22 protein-coding genes are annotated in these 19355 nt (G+C 38.1%); 12 read left to right on the forward strand and 10 right to left on the reverse strand.

The window, feature by feature from the left end; all coding sequences use genetic code 11:
- Positions 1–60 precede the first annotated feature (60 nt).
- From F1325_RS11590 to F1325_RS11600, 3 genes are all read left to right on the forward strand, one after another.
- Positions 61–888: a YfdQ family protein gene (locus F1325_RS11590; protein WP_160230491.1), complete on the forward strand. Its 828-nt coding sequence runs from the start codon at positions 61–63 to the stop codon at positions 886–888.
- A 57-nt stretch (positions 889–945) separates the two neighbouring features.
- The gene (locus F1325_RS11595) at positions 946–1395 is read left to right on the forward strand and encodes an HD family hydrolase (RefSeq protein ID WP_160230492.1); all 450 of its coding nucleotides are present in this window, start codon (positions 946–948) and stop codon (positions 1393–1395) included.
- Between the two features lie 207 nt (positions 1396–1602).
- Positions 1603–2622: a tyrosine-type recombinase/integrase gene (locus F1325_RS11600; protein ID WP_099075724.1), complete on the forward strand. Its 1020-nt coding sequence runs from the start codon at positions 1603–1605 to the stop codon at positions 2620–2622.
- Between the two features lie 236 nt (positions 2623–2858).
- Here the strand turns inward: F1325_RS11600 and F1325_RS11605 are convergent, their stop codons facing one another.
- Positions 2859–4019, reverse strand: coding sequence for a FliC/FljB family flagellin (locus F1325_RS11605; RefSeq protein ID WP_160230493.1), 1161 nt, complete (start codon positions 4017–4019; stop codon positions 2859–2861).
- Between the two features lie 387 nt (positions 4020–4406).
- Between F1325_RS11605 and fliD the strand changes: the two genes are divergently transcribed.
- The 3 genes from fliD to fliT are packed head-to-tail and all read left to right on the forward strand — an operon-like array spanning position 4407 to position 6627.
- Positions 4407–5837, forward strand: a complete 1431-nt coding sequence (gene fliD, locus F1325_RS11610; protein WP_109373772.1) for a flagellar filament capping protein FliD — start codon at positions 4407–4409, stop codon at positions 5835–5837.
- 19 nt (positions 5838–5856) lie between these two features.
- Positions 5857–6255, forward strand: coding sequence for a flagellar export chaperone FliS (gene fliS / locus F1325_RS11615; protein WP_109373773.1), 399 nt, complete (start codon positions 5857–5859; stop codon positions 6253–6255).
- 18 nt (positions 6256–6273) lie between these two features.
- Complete coding sequence (fliT, locus tag F1325_RS11620) at positions 6274–6627, forward strand: flagellar protein FliT (protein ID WP_023581843.1); 354 nt, start codon at positions 6274–6276, stop codon at positions 6625–6627.
- Positions 6628–6763: 136 nt separating this feature from the next.
- On the opposite strand, the gene F1325_RS11625 is transcribed toward fliT, so the two are convergent.
- The 9 genes from F1325_RS11625 to fliE all read right to left on the reverse strand — a co-directional run bounded on the left by F1325_RS11625 (position 6764) and on the right by fliE (position 12323).
- Positions 6764–7234: a GNAT family N-acetyltransferase gene (locus F1325_RS11625; protein ID WP_109373774.1), complete on the reverse strand. Its 471-nt coding sequence runs from the start codon at positions 7232–7234 to the stop codon at positions 6764–6766.
- Positions 7235–7476: 242 nt separating this feature from the next.
- Entirely contained in the window at positions 7477–7758 is a 282-nt protein-coding gene (locus F1325_RS11630) for a hypothetical protein (protein WP_109373775.1), read from the reverse strand.
- A 185-nt stretch (positions 7759–7943) separates the two neighbouring features.
- Positions 7944–9077, reverse strand: a complete 1134-nt coding sequence (locus F1325_RS11635; RefSeq protein WP_160230494.1) for a hypothetical protein — start codon at positions 9075–9077, stop codon at positions 7944–7946.
- Between the two features lie 352 nt (positions 9078–9429).
- Positions 9430–9645 carry a hypothetical protein gene (locus F1325_RS11640; RefSeq protein WP_023581839.1) on the reverse strand — a complete coding sequence of 72 codons (216 nt, stop codon included), beginning with the start codon at positions 9643–9645 and terminating at the stop codon, positions 9430–9432.
- Between the two features lie 104 nt (positions 9646–9749).
- Positions 9750–9980, reverse strand: a complete 231-nt coding sequence (locus tag F1325_RS11645) for a DUF6500 family protein (protein ID WP_160230495.1) — start codon at positions 9978–9980, stop codon at positions 9750–9752.
- A gap of 54 nt (positions 9981–10034) precedes the next feature.
- A complete protein-coding gene (locus F1325_RS11650; RefSeq protein ID WP_196564485.1) occupies positions 10035–10373 on the reverse strand; it encodes a GlpM family protein in 339 nt (112 codons plus the stop codon).
- A 169-nt stretch (positions 10374–10542) separates the two neighbouring features.
- The gene (locus tag F1325_RS11655) at positions 10543–10815 is read right to left on the reverse strand and encodes a hypothetical protein (RefSeq protein WP_160230496.1); all 273 of its coding nucleotides are present in this window, start codon (positions 10813–10815) and stop codon (positions 10543–10545) included.
- A 583-nt stretch (positions 10816–11398) separates the two neighbouring features.
- Positions 11399–11650: a hypothetical protein gene (locus tag F1325_RS11660; RefSeq protein WP_160230497.1), complete on the reverse strand. Its 252-nt coding sequence runs from the start codon at positions 11648–11650 to the stop codon at positions 11399–11401.
- Positions 11651–12011: 361 nt separating this feature from the next.
- Positions 12012–12323: a flagellar hook-basal body complex protein FliE gene (fliE, locus tag F1325_RS11665; protein WP_162558386.1), complete on the reverse strand. Its 312-nt coding sequence runs from the start codon at positions 12321–12323 to the stop codon at positions 12012–12014.
- A 276-nt stretch (positions 12324–12599) separates the two neighbouring features.
- Here fliE and fliF point away from each other — a divergent pair, with 276 nt between their 5' ends.
- From fliF to F1325_RS11695, 6 genes are read left to right on the forward strand one after another with little or no spacing between them, the layout of a single operon-like run.
- Positions 12600–14327: a flagellar basal-body MS-ring/collar protein FliF gene (gene fliF, locus F1325_RS11670; protein WP_160230498.1), complete on the forward strand. Its 1728-nt coding sequence runs from the start codon at positions 12600–12602 to the stop codon at positions 14325–14327.
- Entirely contained in the window at positions 14324–15322 is a 999-nt protein-coding gene (gene fliG, locus F1325_RS11675) for a flagellar motor switch protein FliG (RefSeq protein WP_109373784.1), read from the forward strand. Before fliF ends, fliG begins: the two co-directional genes overlap by 4 nt.
- Entirely contained in the window at positions 15315–16034 is a 720-nt protein-coding gene (gene fliH, locus F1325_RS11680; RefSeq protein WP_109373785.1) for a flagellar assembly protein FliH, read from the forward strand. The genes fliG and fliH overlap by 8 nt, the downstream gene beginning before the upstream one ends.
- Positions 16034–17401: a flagellar protein export ATPase FliI gene (fliI, locus tag F1325_RS11685; RefSeq protein ID WP_088495230.1), complete on the forward strand. Its 1368-nt coding sequence runs from the start codon at positions 16034–16036 to the stop codon at positions 17399–17401. The genes fliH and fliI overlap by 1 nt, the downstream gene beginning before the upstream one ends.
- A gap of 36 nt (positions 17402–17437) precedes the next feature.
- Complete coding sequence (gene fliJ / locus F1325_RS11690) at positions 17438–17884, forward strand: flagellar export protein FliJ (RefSeq protein ID WP_006533149.1); 447 nt, start codon at positions 17438–17440, stop codon at positions 17882–17884.
- The gene (locus F1325_RS11695) at positions 17884–19287 is read left to right on the forward strand and encodes a flagellar hook-length control protein FliK (RefSeq protein WP_109373787.1); all 1404 of its coding nucleotides are present in this window, start codon (positions 17884–17886) and stop codon (positions 19285–19287) included. Before fliJ ends, F1325_RS11695 begins: the two co-directional genes overlap by 1 nt.
- Positions 19288–19355 lie beyond the last annotated feature (68 nt).

A 19355-nucleotide genomic window follows, 5' to 3' on the forward strand; every position in this document is an offset into this window, starting at 1 on the left:
TTATTTTTAATTAAACCTGTCCATTTAATTTAATACTTTTAAATAAGTAGGAGTTTACTCATGTCTCAATTAGACAGTAATGCTATTTCGCAAATTCAAGATATGACAGTGGCTTCATTAAGTCTCAATGCAATAGAGAAGTCATTATGCCCAGCGATTGTGCTTCCGAATGACTTTAAAGTAAGTAGTTTAGAAAATTTACAAGAAGGTCGTTTCCGTTTTCGCGGGGAAATGAAAACAACCAGTATCAGCGACTTTGTTAAATACTCAATCAAGAATGCGATTGAAGAAGGTGTTAGTTGCTTTATTGATGCCGATGAAATGAGTGCAGAAACTATTTTTAATCTCGGCACAATAGGTAAAGCAGGTCATGCTGATAACACTGCTATTGTGAAATTAAAACAAACCGCCCCATTCACAGCATTATTAAAAATGGATGGTGTTAAATATCGTCAAAAACAATTAGCCGAGTGGTTAGAAGATTGGCACGATTATTTAATGGCATTTGATGCTGACGGTAATGTTTTAGATATCAAACAAGCTATTTCTGCTGTTCGTCGTATTACGATTGAATCAACACGCTCTGCTGAACATGAAGATGCTGATTTTAGTGCTAAGCGCTCAGTGTTAGAAAATGTTGAAGCAAAAAGCAAAGACATTATGCCTGCCACATTCCAGTTTACTTGTACTCCTTATGACGAATTAAAAGAACGTAGCATTAAATTACGTTATAGCGTACTCACTGGTGATGATATTCCCGTTTTAGTCCTTCGAATCATTCAACTTGAAAAACTTGAAGAACAAATCGCTCAAGAGTTTCGAGATATGCTTTGCAATAAATTCAATGAAAGCAAAATTGAAATATTCATTGGTAAATTTTCAGCGTAATTAATCATACAAACGCCACTAACTTGGTGGCGTTTATAAAATTGTGTGGAGAGAATAATGTCTTATATTGCAACAACAACAAATAAACATTTCTATTATCTCGATGTACGGATCGAAGATATAGATATTCAAGATATTGCCAGTGGCCTTGCTAATGAATGTCGCTTTAATGGGCTGATTGATAATTTCTATTCAGTTGCTCAACACTTGGTATATGTCAGCTATTTAGTTGCACCTGAATATGCTTTAGAAGCCTTACTTCATGATGCTAGTGAAGCCTATGTAAAAGATCTGCCATCAACTATATCTGATGCAGTTAATTTTGCTGACTTAATGATGTTAGCCACAGAAAAACGTGATTTGGAAATTGATGTTGGTAGTAATTGGTTAATGCTTGATGATATTCCAGAAAGTGATTTTGTTGTTAACCCACTAACACCACCACAAGCAAAGTCAATGTTCCTACGCCGTTTTTATGAGTTATGTAAAGGAAAGATAAATGGATGATGATAGTTATTTCACACTGAAAGAGTACGCAAGGAAACTAAAGATTTCTCGTCATACTATATATCGAAATCCTACTAATTTTTTTATGTTTCGAGTAGGTGGTTCATGGAGAGCAAACCGCGAAAGTTTGAAAAAATTTGAGCTAGCACAGTTTAATGACAACAATATTTACTGGCTAACATTAGTCAGTGGTGGGAGAAATTCAAAATGCCGATCTACAAAAGAGGTAAAAAATACTGGATTGATATCACATCTCCAAATGGAAAAAGAATTAGACAATCTGCTGGCACCTCGGACAAAACAAAAGCGCAAGAATATCATGACAAGTTGAAATATGACTTATGGCAACTAGATAAATTGGATAAGCATCCTGATAAGATCTTCGATGAAATTATTATTCTTGCTTTAAAAGATGCAGAAGGACAGAGAAGTTTTTCAAATAAACAGACCCAAGCTAAATATTTCTTAGGTATTTTTAAAGGGAGAAAAATATCAACAATCACAAGGGAAGAAATAGCTAACTCTTTACCTATTTATAGTACAGCGAGAAAAAGAAAGCTATCTAATGCATCTAAAAATAGATATAGAGCTTTCATTATGCGAGCTTTTTCACTTGCTCATAAAATGGGATGGATTAAAGAACAATTATATATTCCAAGAATGAGGGAACCTACGGTTAGAGTCCGATGGATTAAAAAAGAGCAAGCAATTGATTTAATTAATAATTTAAAACTTAAGTGGATGAAAGACCTTGTTAGTTTAGCTTTACTGACTGGAGCCAGACAAGGAGAATTACTTTCATTAACGTGGCGCAATGTAGACTTAGACAAAGGTATAGCTATTATTACTGCTGAAAATGCAAAGTCGAAACGAGCTCGCACTCTTCCACTTAATGAAGAGGCAGTAAATATTCTAAAAAATATCCCACGAAAATTCGATTACATATTTACTAGAACTGGAAAGAAAAAACATTCAATCGGCTTAGAGGATTTCGCACGAGCAATAAAGTTAACTAGATTGGTTGATTTTAGATTTCATGATTTGAGACATACATGGGCAAGTTGGCATGTGCAAAATGGAACCCCATTGATGGTACTTAAAGAAATGGGAGGATGGGAGACTTTAGAAATGGTTAAAAGGTACGCCCATTTAAATACAGAACATTTAAGTAAATATAGTGAACTCGTCACAATTTCGCCACACTCGATAGATAAGACCAAAAAATGAAACAACTAATATCTTAATTAATTGATATTTTACAATAGTAATAATGCTCTATTATATTCAATTCAATAAAATTTAATGCTTGAGATATCATAAAATAAATAATAAATCTCAATCTATTAATATTTAATGAAATTAAAAAAATTAAAAGGTAAGAAAGATAGTTTACTTAATATAAAAAGGCCCTCTTACGAGGACCTTTTGAATATAGAAAGGTATCTTTTGTGTCAGTGTACGAATTAACGTAACAGAGACAGAACAGTTTGTGGTACTTGGTTTGCTTGAGCAAGTACTGAAGTACCCGCTTGTTGCAGAATTTGACCACGGCTCATGTTAGAAACTTCTGTTGCATAGTCAGCATCTAGGATACGGCTACGTGCAGCAGATAAGTTGTTAACAGTGTTGTTCAGGTTGTTGATAGTAGATTCAAAACGGTTTTGAATCGCACCTAAAGAAGAACGCATACCGTCAACAGTGTTGATTGCGTCATCTAAAGTTTTCAGTTGAGCTTCTGCTTTAGCTTCTGCTTTAGTTACGTCATCCGCAGTTGCAACTTTAACATCACTACCCGCTGTAAATTTGATTACTTTATCACCAGTAGCTAATGCAGGATTAGTCACTTTCAGATCAGCTTTGAAAGTTACATCTTTCTTAGAACCATCAGCTTCTGCAACTTCAGCAACGATATAATGTTGACCATTTTTATCAACACTTGCAGATTTAACATCAACGTTTTGAGCCTTGCCGCCATAGTTTACGTCAACTTTACCTAAACCCGTAGCAACTTTACCATCAGCATCAGCAGGAGCTAATGCAGCTGCATCTTTAGCAGTTAAATCAGCAGCTTTAACACCACTAAATGCTTCTGCGCCAACTTCTAATTCGTTAACTTTCAGCGTTTTGCTGTCAACTTTTTTCAGATCAAATTCAATTTTTTCTTTATCGTTAGTACCAACATGAACGGTCATTTTTTCTTTTTCGCCGCTCAGTACTTTAACGCCGTTGAATTGAGTTTGTTCAGAAATACGGTCGATTTCTTTTAAACGCTCACCAACTTCTTCTTGGATTGATTTGATATCTGATTCTGAGTTAGAACCGTTTTTAGCTTGAACTGTTAACTCACGGATACGTTGTAAGTTGTTGTTGATTTCGTTCAAAGCACCTTCAGTAGTTTGAGCGATAGAGATACCATCGTTCGCATTACGTGCTGCTTGAGTTAAACCATTTACGTTTGAAGTGAAACGGTTAGCAATCGCTTGACCTGCTGCATCGTCTTTCGCGCTGTTGATACGTAAACCAGAAGACAGACGCTCGATTGCACTTCCTAAAGCTCCCTGAGATTTATTCAGGTTGTTTTGAGTTACCAGAGACAGATAGTTGGTATTAATGACTTGTGCCATAGCTAGATTCCTTTAAAATCAAGTCGATAAAATAAAAGTTTGCCTATTCATTTTCGGTGTTAATCACCGGCAACAAGTTTATCGGCACTCCACATACAACCTTTAACTTTTCCTACAAAAATTTCTGCGATTTTTTATAGAATCGATATCAAGTTAATGATAAATAAAGAAATTAAATTATCATTTTTTTATTTATTTTTTATCAATTTTCGTCTCAACGTTTTTTTAACCCATCTAAATTCGACTTTGGTCATCAATGGCAATAAAAGGCTTCTATATGGCAGCCTGTTTCACTCATCAAAAATACTAAATAGACGTAAACTTTTCGCCGATTCTACCGATAACATTTTTTGAGGATCATTTTACGAACACAGAAAGGAGACCAGTATGGCTGGTATTGCTTCACTAGGCGTAGGCTCAGGGATGCCTCTAGGTCAAACATTGGCACAATTAGAAGCGGCGGAAAATAAGCGCCTTGAACCCCTTGATAAACAGATGAAAAGCTACGACGCTCAAATTACTGCTTACGGTAAAATGCGCGGACAGCTCGATAAATTACAAAAAGCATCAGAAGATTTAAAAAAATTCGACAAAATTGTAGGTACTAAAGTTGAAGATGAATTTGATGCTTTTAAAGTTACCACTGATGGTAAAGCAAGTGTCGGTAACTACACCGTTTCTGTTACCCAATTAGCTCAAGCTCAAACATTAAAATCTACAGCAGTCAGTGATGTAAAGAAACCGCTTGGGGAAACCTTAGGTGAAGGTAATAAACGGACATTAGTTATTACACAACCCGGCGAAGAAAAACCATTACGTATCGAATTAGAAGATAAACAAACTTCAATTCTTGAATTACGTGATGCTATCAATAAAAAAGAAGGTAATGTTTCAGCGACTATTGTTAAAGCTGATGATAATACTAGCTATTTAGTGCTAACTTCACGTAAAGAAGGTACTAAATCTGAAATGAAAATCACCGTTGAAGGTGATGATAAGTTAAATCAATTCCTGTCGAATTCAACGGCCAAAGACGATGCATCACATACATCAGGCATGAGACAAATTGTTGACGCTAAAAATGCGAAATTAACCGTTAACGGAATTGCGATTGAACGTCAGACTAATGAGATTAAAGATGCGCCTGAAGGGATCGTTTTAAATCTGAAAAAAACCACTGACAATAATAAAGATGGTGTCGATAAGCCTGAAATTATCAATGTAGCGCGTGACATTGAACCAATGAAAAAGGCGATTAAAGCCTGGACTGATGCTTATAACGAACTGAGCACAACGTATAAAGATTTAACCAAATACACCCAAGTTGAAAAAGGCGAAGAATCGTCTAAAAACAACGGGGTTTTATTAGGTGATAGCACCAGCCGTATGATTATGTCTGAGCTAAAAAGCTTTGTTACTAGCTCACAAAGCACATCTGAATTAGATACCCTTAATAAAATGGGTATTAAATTTAAAGTCGATGGCACATTAGAAATCGACAATAAAAAACTTGATGATGCGTTAAAAGAAAAGCCAGCTAACGTCAAAGAGTTTTTTATGGGTGATGGTAAAGAGACAGGATTTGGTACTCAAACCTATAATTACCTAAAGAAAACACTGCAATCTACAGATGGCACCTTAGATATTGCCACTGATGGTGTAAAAAAACGTAAAAAAACGTTAGATAACCAAATTAAAAACACTCAACGCAATATTGCCGCCACGATGGAACGTTATAAAAATCAGTTCCAACAGTTAGATAAAATGGTGAACTCCATGACTAACTCTAGTGCATCAATCGGCCGTTTATTAATGTAATTTTTAAAAGTAGGATAATATGTATCAACAATCAGCCAGTAAAATGTATGCTCAAATCGACGTTGAAAGCGAGATTTTAAATGCCACGCCTTACCAGCTGATCCAGATCCTATTTAATGGGGCGCTTAGCGCCCTTCGCCGTGCATTAATATTAATGGAGCAAGGAAATATCGTAGGTAAAGGCGAAAATATTTCTAAAGCCATTAATATTATTGGTAACGGGTTAAAGCAAGGTTTGGATAAAGAAAAAGGTGGCGAGCTTGCAGAAAATCTGGAGCTCCTTTATGACTATATGGTTAATCAGCTACTCAATGCTAACTTAAAAAATAATCCAGAAAAAATTCATGAAGTCATCAAGCTCTTAACTGAAATTTCTGATGCTTGGCAACAAATCGGCACACAGATTAATTCTTATTAAATTAGAGTGGATAACAATATGGATATTATGGCGGCTTACGAGCATGTTTTAAAATCAAGTGAGCAAATGTTAACGCTTGCCAAAGATCAGCAATGGGATAAGCTGATAGAAATGGAAATGGATTATTTAAAAAGCGTAGAAAGTATCACTAAGATGATAAAACCTGCTGACGGTGAGCTGAGACTACAACAACGCCTCACAGATATGCTAAAGAAAATCTTAGAAAACGAAAATGAGACGCGAAATTTATTACGGGCTCGTCTAGATGAGCTTGGCATATTAATAAGACAGACTGAACAAGAGCAGAGGGTACAAAATAGCTATGGTCAGTTTACAGAACATAGTTATTATCCTGATCTCAACCTGAAATAACTCTCCTCTGCGCCAAAAGCGGTTTTATTAGCTAATGGCGTCTTTATTTAGAAAATAACATCTCTTATTATTCAGCTTAACTTGTTATCGGTAACGTGAAAATCAACATTTACCATTTTTGTTCTTTTGGTTTTGATTACATAGACATAGATTGTACAGATTGCACTAACACCATATCAATATGTGGAATGTTATCTTCAAGATAAGTTTCTGAATCGATAACAAAACCATGTGATTGATAAAATGAGACTAAATAAGTCTGTGCCATTATTTTTATTGTATGGGTATTAAATTGACGACACGTAGTTGCAATCGCCTCTTTTATTAACTGATGAGCAATACCACTTCCTCGCTGATGTTGAGCAACAATCACTCGCCCTATTGAGGCTTCTTTAAATGCGATACCTTGCGGTAATAAGCGTGCATAAGCAATCAGTTGCTGATCCTCTTCCCCTTTCGCAAACAGATGTAATGTATTTTGATCTAACCCATCCAGATCTTGATAAGCACATTGCTGTTCACAAATAAAAACCTGATTTCTTAATGCCAAAATAGCGTAAAGCTCCTCTGTGGTGAGTTGTGAAAATGATTTTAAAATCCAATTCATACGCTTTATCCCGTGGTTTAAAAGTGATAACAAAACAATCAATGATAATGCGATATCATCGACAAAATTTGTGTTTAATATAAATAATGAAATGATAATGTTGATAGTGCGTTTTTATAGTGAGAAACGCAAAAGAATAGATACTCAATATAGAAAAGTAGACGATAAAACTATCAATCTCAATACGTTCAGACTCCCCACGAGCCTTTATTACTTTGCTTATCTATTTTATAAAGATAATCTTAAAGTCGTTCTAACCCTTTCCACGCTCTATTTTTTACTTCTGTCACTAAAATGGCAGGATTTAAGGTTATTTTCTCTGCAATTGAAAAAGCCAACTCGATAACTTCTTTATGATCTTTAGTTTCAGTATGGTAATTAAACTCTGCAAGAGGCAGAACATATTTACCTTTGAATCCATCAATCTCTTTTTTAAATCCTTCTTTTACCATCTTTTGTGTTAATAACACATAGTCTGCATTTTCAGGATCAGATAACTCAACTCTAACAGTAAACTCAGGCATAGAAACCTCCTACAGTCTGTCTATGTCTATTGGAATTCTGTTAGCTCTCAAAGGGTAGTATATTAAATCACCCCTCATTTTCCTAGTCAGAAACTGTGATAAATAATGTGATAATGATTGAAATTAGAATCGCCCACTTCACTGTGGGCGACTTATTAGCTCATAATAATCTGATAAATAATAATTTATTTAATCACATCATAGAGTTGCTGATTAGATAAGTAATCTGCGGTTAAACCTACTGATGGATTATATTGTCCACCGTGGATCTCAGAGAATGCTTTACCCTCTTTACCTAATGAAACTTTACGTTCATCTTTACCCGTACTTTCATGGATAGAATAGGTTTTACGACGCATTGCTATATATTTATCTGCATCATTAGCAATATCGGTGTGATAGCCTGTAATTTGTGTATCAGTTAAGGCTAATTTATTTGCTAAATCACAGCCCCAGCGAGTTAAACAGACTTCTGCAAAGTGGCGAACCACTAGACCCGGTGCATATAATGCATTTTCGCCTTCACTACCATCAATAGAAGCATTACCCACTAATGTGGCATGGCGTCCTGAAATAGGGAAAATATGCATTTTTGTATCAGCAGCGACGGTTGGGATCACGCAAGTAAATCCTTTAGAGCGTTCATCTCTTGCATAAAATCCGACATATTCTTTAACGTTTTTACCAAGCGTGACTTTTTCAGGTTGGAAATTCAGTGGACCTGGAACAGGATCAATAGCAAAAATATTCACAGGAATATCTTTTAATTGAGAATCTGCCAACATCGCATTCGCTAACATATGGCAAGTAATACCACCACGACTCCAACCCACTAAGTTAACTTGTGTTGGAATAATGCCATCTTTACGGAAGATTCGAATAATTTGCTGTTGAAGTTGTTGCTGAGTGACTTGACGATCGCCATAGTCATATTTACGCCATAAAAAAGAGCCTGTTACTTTGACATCTTCAATGGGAATGCCCGCTTTTTTCAGTTGGTTATACTGCTCTTCGGTTAACTTTTCACGTTGCCAATCAAAGTTACCTTTCATTAAGCAAAGTGCATGCTTCACGTTTTCTTCCCAACCACTACCAAATAGCGAACCCTTGATATCAGAGTAATTAGGACTTTCAACCCATAAATCATCTTCTTGCAGATTACCACTACCTGGGCCATCAACAATAAACCACTGTGCAAACTCTCTTCCTTGGTTGTTTTGCGCTAAAGTGGAGACTAATTCGCCTTGCCAGAAGGTCGGATTATTATTATCAAATGAGTTAGATCCGGTACCACATAAATAAACGGTTAATACTGTCATAATTAAATTTCCTTTTATTAATAACTAAAAAATCAAAATAATGATTCTTATTTCCTTGTATTGAGCTATTCCTTAGCCCACATGCACATTAACCATAAGCCTTTTTTTATTCAATGAGTAAAAATAAATTAGTAGAGCTGAGATCACATAATTGAATCTTACTTAAGTAAAAGAAACAAAAAAGCGCTATCAGATCAATGTAATTAAATTATATAAATGAACACCTTATTTTTTATTATTTCGATTACTAAATCGGTTTATAAATAAAGTACATTAAATAACCAACTCTTAGATTTAGATAAAAAAAATCCCACATTAATTAAATGTAGGATTTTCTATTAGGTAGAATGTCTTATAAACGATTAAAAGCAACTACTCTCACCGCAGGAATATCAGCTTGTGCTCCTTCAGCAACTTCCTGACATGCTTTTTCTAACGCAATATGGGGTGTGATCCCACTCTCTGTTTCTACAATTTTATGTCCGGCGTAGGTATCACCATTTCTGGAACGCACTTTATACGCAATAAACCAATATTCCATATCATCACCGTTTACGTTATTAATCATGTAATTACCATAGCCGTTTATGACCGGCTTTAATGTGATAATAATCAATAATTTTTAGTTTAATAAAATCGTTTTATAAAAAGATGAACTTCATCCTAGGAAAATTAGCCGTGATCTTCCATTTCTGATTGCACTAATTTTTTTATTTTTACTCCTTTTTCAAAGTGATCAAATTTATGTATCATTATCCACCATGTTGCAACTTCCATAATTAATTCAGGGTTGTCATTTTTATTAGCAAAAAAAGCATAAAATGATAATCCCACGCCCTCTCCTTTAGCTGAAATTTTGTCATTACATATTTGAATTATTTTTTGTTGTAGTGCTTTTCTCATATTCTCTCTATCTTTATTTTTTGGCGTAGTAATAAATAGGTAAGAGTAAATACTCTATCCATGAAGTTTATTCCATAACTGAATAAGCAACCAAGCCGCGATAATCCAGCAAATAACCGCCGTAGCCAATGCTGTAAATAGTTTTACATAGTTGATCATCACATAGAGTGAAATAAGGTAAATCATATAAGGAATAACAGCCCATAAACTAAAAATAATTGTGGTTCGTAACGCATCAATAGAACGTTCAGAGCCAACAATATAATGTGCAATAAGCGCAAAAGTTGGAAATAACGGAACCAATCCCGCAATATAGTAATGACGAGATTTCGATAAAACGGCGATTAATACCACTACAAACGCACCTATCAGTGCTTTAATCAGTAATCCCATTATTTTTTCATTAAGTTATAAAAACCTTACTACTATCATAACTATTCATCTTGGTATGTGAGCTGGTTTTATTTTTAGTTATTTAAAATGTTATTAAATATTTACCATTAGAAAAAGCCCAATAAAATTATTGAGCTTTGGAGCGTATTAAATTTTCTTTAAGCAAACATTAGTCTTTTTGCCAAGAAATATCTTGTTCACGTTCATCTGTTTTCAGCAAAACCAACTCGCCTAACTCGGTTGTTTTATAGGTATTCGTTCTATAATGCTTCGTTTTTTTCCCTGTTTGAGGATCTTTTGTGATCCAATAAATACTACCTTCAAAATCAATCCATTGGTAATAAGTCGAAAAACGTTTACGTTCACCGTCATGCCAACCGACGACAATGACTGATTGAGTACCCGCAGTCAGTTCTTCTAAAGGAAATTCAGAGAGTAGCAATCCATTATCACCAATATTAGCAGTACAGTTTTGCCCTCCAACAAAAGAAAATACTTCACAAGGGCACCAACCGAAAAATACAGATGTACTTATTCAACTTTTGCATGATGATTTTATGGAATTTTGTCGTTTTGACGTTTGCGTTAATAAAACAGATACAATTAACAATCTTACAAACGACAATAGCAATATAGCGATTTATTAAGAAGATTATCAAGGTTCACAACTAAGTGATGCTGTGATGCTGTGATGCTGTGATGCTGTGATGCTGTTAACTTATACCAGCTATCAAATAAAAAAATAAAGCAGACTCACCACTCATCTGTCTGGATAAAAAACCATCATGGTGATTGGCAATTACGGTTTCATCAAGGCACAGATAAACCAATTATCTCTTAGTAATTTCCACATAGTTATCTCCTTAAATCTCGTTTAAGAAGATAATAGGGCTGACTCTAAAAGGAAGGTCTAGTATGGATTTGTTATTTAATTCGTATTTTTGTCAATGACGTTTCTACTTTTTAAATTAGCTCATTTATCTTATTTGGACACAGAACTCAAAATAATGAGTTCTGTCTCAGACTTATTTAAACTCAAAATGGAAAAAGCAAGAAACTATATAGACGTCTTTGTTTTTTCGTATAATTCGTTTTACATTTTTTACTTTCCATAATGAAATCTCCTTTTCGTCCTCACCATGTTGAAGACAGATCATTTCATCTATTTTTGCCAATTCAAAATCTGAAAGCGAGCCATATTCTTTACTTAATATTTGACCACTGACATTTCTAGGTGCACTTGATTCTGGATAGACAGAAAAAATAACTTCAACCACAATAACGTTCTCCAATATTGTTCATATCATTACTACTCTATCGAATAATAGGTTAAGTAACTTATTTAACCATTACTTTTGATCTTTTTTGAAATATAAGAAGAGATAAAAGAGTGAGTTACTTTGATATAGATGTGCAAAAGCGCACATCAATAAAATGATGTGACTATCCTATCTGCACAAAGGGGCACTCATTATCATAAATAGCAAACAATAGTATAAGTATTCGAATGTTTAATCACATTCGAAAGCTTATATCATCTATTCAATGATATTGAGCAAGATGCCCCACTCTATTTTGATTAGGTGTTTCTTATCACGTTATATAAAAGAAAAGTCACCTTTATCAAATGATAAGGTACTACACCTGCATCGACATGATTTCTTGATAAGCGGCAACTAACTTATTACGTACTTGTATGCCCATTTGTAATGAAATACTGGATTTTTGCATATCCACCATCACATCGTTTAATTCAACACCTGGTGTACCTAAGGTAAACGCTTGAACCTTGTTGGTTGCATTCATTCGAGTTTCATTAATTTTACCCACGGCTTGAACAAGCTGAGTTGCAAATCCTGCTTGTACTGGCTGGGGTTTCGCAATATTGGATGCTTGCAAAGTCTGGATTTGCATTTTATCCAGAACACTTTCAATAGCTGGAATTGACATATAAACCTCTGCGTTAATCATCTAATTCAATTACTGAATCAATGTCATAGTAAGGAAGTGAACCAACACGCTTACCGAGTTATACCCTAACACAGGGGCTTCATTCCAAAGCGAGTAATTAACGCAAAAGTTAAGGGCTAATTACGCCATTAAATGAAACGCAAAAGGCCAATAATGAGACACCTGAGAGTAGGTTTATTTATTTGCGTAAGGGGAGTCTGTTTTGTTACGCCACGCTTTTAGTATTCATCCCGAACTACAAGGCAAGGATTGTCTATGAATGCCGAAAAAACCGACGTTGTGAACCAGAATAAGGGTTTTAACGCCATTATTAACCGGATAAAAGCCGATCCGAAAATTCCGCTCATTATTGCGGGTTCGGCGGCTATTGCCATTTTTGTTGCTGCATTTTTATGGTTACAAAGCCCTGATTATAAAGTGCTTTATAGTAATCTTAGCGATAAAGACGGTGGCGAAATTGTCACACAGTTAACACAGATGAATGTACCTTATCGCTTGTCACAAAATGGCGCAGCGATTATGGTGCCTGACAATCAGGTTCATGAATTACGCCTGAAACTCGCGCAAGCGGGGCTTCCAAAAGGCGGTGCTGCCGGTTTTGAACTGTTAGATAAAGAAAAGTTCGGGATCAGCCAATTTAGTGAACAGATTAACTATCAACGTGCACTTGAAGGTGAGCTTGCTCGCACTATCGAGACATTAGGTCCTGTACAAAATGCCCGAGTTCATTTAGCACTACCAAAACCATCTCTTTTTGTTCGTGAACAGAAATCCCCTTCTGCATCCGTTACGGTGGGTCTTTTACAGGGTAGAGCGCTGGATGAAGGTCAAATTAATGCCATCGTGCATATCGTTGCGAGCAGTGTTGCAGGTATGCCTGATAGCAGTGTGACCATCGTCGACCAAAGCGGCAAATTATTGACACAACCTGATGCATTAGGTCGTGATCTTAACTCTATCCAACTGAAATATGTTCAAGAGCTAGAAAGCCGTTATCAGCAACGTATTGAAACGTTATTAGGCCCAATTGTGGGTCGTGGAAACGTTCATGCACAGGTGACTGCTCAAGTTGATTTCTCTCATACAGAAGAGACTGCTGAAGAGTACAAACCAAACCAACCACCAAATCAAGCTGCAGTGCGTTCAAAACAATTGAGCCAAAGTGAGCAAAATGGTGGCATGTTAGCTGGCGGTGTTCCTGGTGCATTATCTAATCAACCTGTTGCTCCACCACAAGCACCTATTGAAGCGCCAAAAGCGCAAGAAGGTGAAAAAGCAGATGACGCCAATGCAACGGGTACAAATCGCACATTAACGCGTAATCCAAACAGTAATAGCCGTTTAGATGAAACAACCAACTATGAAGTTGATCGCCGAATTCGCCATATCAAGCGTCCAGTAGGTAATGTCGAGCGTCTTTCTGTCGCTGTTATTGTGAACTACAAAACAGTTGAAGATAAAAAAGAAGCCGCTGAAGGCGAAGAGCCTGTTGTTGAAACTAAACTTGTTCCGCTAACTGATGAGCAAATTCAGCAAATTGAAGGGCTTGTTCGTGAAGCGATGGGCTATTCCCAAGAGCGTGGTGATTCTTTAAGTGTCGTGAACTCACAGTTTAACGATATTGAAGAGAAAGTGATCACCGTTCCTGTATGGGAAAACCCAGATATTCTTGCGAAAGCATTAGATTTAGGTCGCTGGTTATTACTTGTCATCATCGCATGGATCTTATGGCGCAAACTGGTGAAACCACAGCTTGAAAAACGCCGTGAAGCTGAAGTTGCTGCACAGAAAGCCGTGCTGAAAACCAAGCTACAAGTTAAAGATGATGTTGATGAAGCAGAATTAGATGACGAAGCAAGACGTAAACAAGCACGTAAACGTGTGAGTGCCGAATTGCAGAGCCAACGTATCCGTGAAATGGCAGAGAAAGATCCTCGTGTCGTCGCAATGGTAATTCGTCAATGGATGAGTAAAGAGCAATGAGTAATAACTTAACTGGAACCGAAAAAAGCGCCGTTATGTTACTAACTCTCGGTGAAGACCGAGCGGCGGAAGTATTTAAACATCTAAGTACACGAGAAGTTCAGCAACTCAGTATTGCAATGTCATCAATGCGCCATATCTCAAATCAGCAATTAATTGATGTTATGGCAAGCTTTGAAGAAGATGCGGTTCAATATGCCGCATTGAACGTGAATGCAAATGACTACTTGCGCTCTGTTCTTGTTAAAGCCTTGGGTGAAGAACGCGCTAATAACCTGTTAGATGAGATCTCTGAAACACGAGAAACTTCAACAGGGATTGAAACACTTAACTTTATGGAGCCACAAATGGCTGCCGATATTATCCGCGACGAACATCCGCAGATTATCGCAACCATCTTGGTTCACCTTAAACGAGGTCAAGCGGCAGATATTCTGGCACTGTTCGATGAGAAACTGCGTAATGACGTGATGCTTCGTATCGCGACATTTGGGGGTGTTCAGCCGTCAGCATTAGCAGAGTTAACTGAAGTACTGAATAACCTGCTTGATGGTCAAAACCTCAAACGCAGTAAAATGGGTGGTGTTCGTACTGCTGCTGAAATCATCAACTTGATGAAGAGCCAGCAAGAAGAGAATGTCATTACTGCGGTTCGCGATTACGACGGCGAATTGGCACAAAAAATTATCGACGAAATGTTCCTGTTCGAAAACCTTATCGATATCGACAACCGTTCAATTCAGCGCATTCTACAGGAAGTGGAATCCGACTCCTTGGTTGTGGCATTGAAAGGATGCGATCAAGAGCTGCGCGATCACTTCCTTGCCAATATGTCACAACGTGCTGCTGAGATCATGCGTGATGACTTGAGTTCTCGCGGTCCTGTTCGTATGTCTCAAGTGGAAGCAGAGCAGAAAGCAATTCTGCTTGTGGTACGCAAATTAGCAGAGACTGGTGAGGTTGTTCTTCATGGAGGAGACGATACCTATGTCTGATAAACATACTGATACTAACTGGAAGCCTTGGGTTCCCAAAGAACTCACTGATTGGGCATTAAATGTCGAGGACACGACAGAAGACGAAAAGGAAGTCGAAAAACAGGAAAAAGAAGTCGTTCAGCAACAGAAAGTCCTTGAGCAAATTAATATGCTTGATGACATGAAAGAAAAGGCTCAAAAATTGGGTCACGCTGAAGGCTTTGAGGCAGGGAAAAACCAGGGTTATCAGGAAGGCTATCAGGCTGGATTACAATCAGGTATTGAAGAAGGTATTCGCCAAGGCATTGCTCAACAATCACCATTAATTAATGAATGGCAAGGATTGTTGGCTGAGTTTAGGCACTCTTTAAATGGATTAGACAGTGTTATTGCTTCACGTTTAATGCAAATCGCCCTCACAGCGGCAAAAGAAGTTCTGGGTCAGCCTGCTGTTTGTGATGGGTCTGCATTACTGGCGCAGATAACCTTAATGTTGCAACAAGAACAAATGTTCTCAAATAACCCACAGTTAAGAGTTAACCCAAAACATATTCCACAAATTGAAAAAGAGCTGGGTGATTCACTTTCTGCTCATGGTTGGAAAGTGGTTGCCGATAACAGTATTCATGTTGGTGGATGCCGTGTTGTGACAAATGATGGCGATCTTGATGCCACGATTGCAACTCGTTGGCATGAGCTTTGTCGTCTTGCTGCTCCGGAGGCGTTGTAATGACAGCAAGATTGGGGCGTTGGTTAGAAAAACTCAGTGATGCAGAAGCACGTTTAAATAAAATTCCGCGTGTACGTCAATATGGTCGTTTAACCAGAGCAACAGGTTTAGTCATGGAAGCTAAGGGGCTTGTTATGCCCCTTGGCTCTACGTGTTTAATAGAACGTACCATTGGTAAAACTGTTGAAGAAGTTGAAAGTGAAGTCGTTGGGTTCAATGGTAGCCAAATGTTGTTAATGCCTTTACAGGAAGTCGAGGGATTAACACCGGGTGCTCGTGTTTATGCACAGGCCACTCCGGGTGGTGAAAATGAAGGTCGCCAATTGCCTCTTGGAGATGCGCTGTTAGGGCGTGTTTTAGATGGCTCTGGTTATCCTTTAGATGGTTTACCACCACCCGATACAGGTTATCGTGCGCCACTGATCACTCCACCTATCAACCCACTACAACGTACCCCTATTACGGATGTACTGGATGTAGGCGTGCGTGCAATCAACTCACTGTTAACCGTGGGTCGTGGTCAGCGTATGGGGCTTTTTGCAGGCTCTGGTGTAGGTAAAAGTGTGCTATTAGGTATGATGGCGCGTTTTACCCAAGCTGATGTCATTGTTGTTGGATTAATTGGTGAACGTGGACGTGAAGTTAAAGACTTTATCGAAAATATTCTCGGTACTGAAGGTTTAGCACGCTCTGTGGTTGTAGCAGCACCTGCTGACGTATCACCACTTCTTCGTATGCAAGGTGCTTCTTATGCAACGCGTATTGCAGAAGATTTTCGTGATCGCGGAAAACATGTCTTACTGATTATGGATTCACTCACACGTTACAGTATGGCGCAACGTGAAATCGCTCTTGCTGTAGGCGAACCGCCTGCAACCAAAGGGTATCCACCGTCTGTCTTCGCTAAATTACCTGCACTAGTCGAACGTGCGGGAAATGGCGTTGATGGTGGTGGTTCTATCACGGCGTTCTATACTGTTTTAACTGAAGGCGATGATCAGCAAGATCCAATTGCAGACTCTGCTCGTGCGATTTTAGATGGTCACATTGTGCTTTCGCGTTCTCTTGCAGAATCTGGGCACTACCCTGCTATCGATATCGAAGCCTCTATTAGCCGTGCAATGACATCACTGATTGATAAAACACATTATCGTCGCGTACAAGTATTTAAACAGCTTTTGTCTAGCTATCAACGTAACCGCGATTTAATTAACGTAGGTGCTTATGCTGCGGGTAGTGATCCTATGCTTGATAAAGCCATTGCACTTTATCCGTCCCTCGCGAAGTTCTTACAACAAGATATCCAAGAGCAATGCAGTTATCAAAGTGCATGTGAGCAACTTAATCAACTGATCACAGTAAACTAATTCTGAACATAATCAGAGAAAGTAAAGAGGGTTCCAATGCGGGAGCAGTCACCTTTAGTGACACTGAGAGAACTGGCACAGACAGCGGCTGAACAAGCCGCTATTCAACTGGCTCAGGTCCGGCAGAGTCATCAACAAATGGAACAGCAACTCAATATGTTGATTGGGTATCAGGATGAATACCGTGTACGTCTAAATGAAACGTTGAATTTGGGGGGGATGTCGTCAGCATCGTGGCAAAACTACCAACAATTTCTCAAAACGCTCGAATTGACTATCGAACAACATAAACAACAACTTCAACATTGGCAGGCGCAGCTCGATCTTGCAACTGAACAATGGAGAGAAAAACAGCAACGACTCAATGCATTTGAGACTTTGGAGCAACGTGCTGAAGATAGCCGTAAGCGACATCTTGATCGTATTGAACAGAAACAAATGGACGAGTACGCACAGCGTAGTACTTTACGGAGAACAACTTGATGGAGATAACGCTTCTGACCATGGATGTCGCTGCAGCCTCTTCGGGAACGACATCCGCTTCAAATAGTCAGCCCGGTGATAATGCCCCGACATTTGCTCAGCTTTTGGGCTCTCAACCCCAAAATACACAGAGTGATAAAAAGACAACCAATATCACAAACCATTCAACGAAAGAAAACAAAGCACATTCACACTCTGATGAAGACAAAACAAAAGAAGACGGTAGTCATCTTGCGTCTGTCACCACAGAACCCAATGTGATAGAAGAGTCATCTCTTGAAAAATCTCAATTGACTCTGACTTTGCCAGATAATGAACAATTTGCGGCTATTGTTGAAAATAAAACCCCTTCTTTATTAATGTCAGCAGAAGAACTTGCCGCTGAACTTCCCGTTCAGTTAGCAGGACTACCTGGATTAAAACGGCTTACCCTTCCCTCAGAGCAACTGACTCAAGCATTACAACAGCCTCAATCAGTTAAACGTGGTGAAGATTTAGCCTCGTTAGCACGCACTATTTCAAAAGATGGTGATATGTCGGACTTCAACCTTACCGACAAGCTTAATCTATCAAAATCAGATGAAAAGTCCTTGTTAACCCAGCTACGTCCAGAGACGGCAACATTAGCAACAGAAAGTACGCTTGTCGCTGCTAATCAAACAGAAAAGCCTTCTGCGAAAAAAGTAGATAGCATTGCGACACTTTTAACGCCAACAGCAGAAAAAGTGAATGCATTGCTAAACGGCGATAAGCAAGTTGCAAATGCAAAATTAGCGGACAATGTTGCTCAGCAAATGGTGACAGGTAATCGTGTTGTAGAAAGCGATCTTCACAACACCCTTTCTACCTCTTCTTCTTTGGCTTCGCAAAGCATTACGGGTCATGCTCACTCTTCAACACAACCACAAATGCAATTTTCACCGATGGCAGCACAGGTATTAAATGCACAAGTGGGAACACCAGAGTGGCAACAGCAACTAAATCAACAAATTGTGATGTTTAGCCGTAATGGCTTACAAAAGGCAGAGCTACGTTTACACCCTGAAGAGCTAGGTTCATTGCATATCCGCATGAAAATAGAAGATGGGCAAGCGCAGTTGCACCTTGCTTCACAAAACGGACAAGTTCGTTCTGTATTAGAAAATGCCATGCATCAATTGCGTCAAGCTCTCTCTGAAAATGGGATCCAGCTCACGCAGAGTCAGGTGTCTAGCGACACTCATGACAGTTGGCAACAACAAAATATGTCAGATTCCTCTCAATTTAGTGGAGATGGTGCCGATAATCATCAAGGAAGCGAGGGTAATTCTCTGCAATTAGCCTCTGAAACGGCACTACAAAAGATAACCCTTACGCCTCAAGAATTAGCATCTGCTCGTGGTGGTGTTGATATTTTTGCCTAATACAAATGTATTGGGAGGACACCCTATGTCAATAAACGTAAGAGTTAATGGTTTTTTCCCTATCTGTT

The organism is Proteus columbae, from assembly GCF_009914335.1.
Lineage (GTDB): Bacteria > Pseudomonadota > Gammaproteobacteria > Enterobacterales > Enterobacteriaceae > Proteus.

What these genes read in the sequence shown, in the direction of transcription:
- fliD (WP_109373772.1), top strand. Translation starts at nt 4,407, where the DNA reads ATGGCTGGTATTGCTTCACTAGGCGTAGGCTCAGGGATGCCTCTAGGT.
- F1325_RS11640 (WP_023581839.1), bottom strand. Translation starts at nt 9,645, where the DNA reads ATGATTAATAACGTAAACGGTGATGATATGGAATATTGGTTTATTGCG.
- F1325_RS11595 (WP_160230492.1), top strand. Translation starts at nt 946, where the DNA reads ATGTCTTATATTGCAACAACAACAAATAAACATTTCTATTATCTCGAT.
- fliF (WP_160230498.1), top strand. Translation starts at nt 12,600, where the DNA reads ATGAATGCCGAAAAAACCGACGTTGTGAACCAGAATAAGGGTTTTAAC.
- F1325_RS11600 (WP_099075724.1), top strand. Translation starts at nt 1,603, where the DNA reads ATGCCGATCTACAAAAGAGGTAAAAAATACTGGATTGATATCACATCT.
- F1325_RS11590 (WP_160230491.1), top strand. Translation starts at nt 61, where the DNA reads ATGTCTCAATTAGACAGTAATGCTATTTCGCAAATTCAAGATATGACA.
- fliJ (WP_006533149.1), top strand. Translation starts at nt 17,438, where the DNA reads ATGCGGGAGCAGTCACCTTTAGTGACACTGAGAGAACTGGCACAGACA.
- fliS (WP_109373773.1), top strand. Translation starts at nt 5,857, where the DNA reads ATGTATCAACAATCAGCCAGTAAAATGTATGCTCAAATCGACGTTGAA.
- F1325_RS11625 (WP_109373774.1), bottom strand. Translation starts at nt 7,234, where the DNA reads ATGAATTGGATTTTAAAATCATTTTCACAACTCACCACAGAGGAGCTT.
- fliH (WP_109373785.1), top strand. Translation starts at nt 15,315, where the DNA reads ATGTCTGATAAACATACTGATACTAACTGGAAGCCTTGGGTTCCCAAA.
- F1325_RS11650 (WP_196564485.1), bottom strand. Translation starts at nt 10,373, where the DNA reads ATGGGATTACTGATTAAAGCACTGATAGGTGCGTTTGTAGTGGTATTA.
- F1325_RS11635 (WP_160230494.1), bottom strand. Translation starts at nt 9,077, where the DNA reads ATGACAGTATTAACCGTTTATTTATGTGGTACCGGATCTAACTCATTT.
- F1325_RS11605 (WP_160230493.1), bottom strand. Translation starts at nt 4,019, where the DNA reads ATGGCACAAGTCATTAATACCAACTATCTGTCTCTGGTAACTCAAAAC.
- F1325_RS11695 (WP_109373787.1), top strand. Translation starts at nt 17,884, where the DNA reads ATGGAGATAACGCTTCTGACCATGGATGTCGCTGCAGCCTCTTCGGGA.
- fliE (WP_162558386.1), bottom strand. Translation starts at nt 12,323, where the DNA reads ATGTCAATTCCAGCTATTGAAAGTGTTCTGGATAAAATGCAAATCCAG.
- F1325_RS11630 (WP_109373775.1), bottom strand. Translation starts at nt 7,758, where the DNA reads ATGCCTGAGTTTACTGTTAGAGTTGAGTTATCTGATCCTGAAAATGCA.
- F1325_RS11645 (WP_160230495.1), bottom strand. Translation starts at nt 9,980, where the DNA reads ATGAGAAAAGCACTACAACAAAAAATAATTCAAATATGTAATGACAAA.
- fliG (WP_109373784.1), top strand. Translation starts at nt 14,324, where the DNA reads ATGAGTAATAACTTAACTGGAACCGAAAAAAGCGCCGTTATGTTACTA.
- fliT (WP_023581843.1), top strand. Translation starts at nt 6,274, where the DNA reads ATGGATATTATGGCGGCTTACGAGCATGTTTTAAAATCAAGTGAGCAA.
- fliI (WP_088495230.1), top strand. Translation starts at nt 16,034, where the DNA reads ATGACAGCAAGATTGGGGCGTTGGTTAGAAAAACTCAGTGATGCAGAA.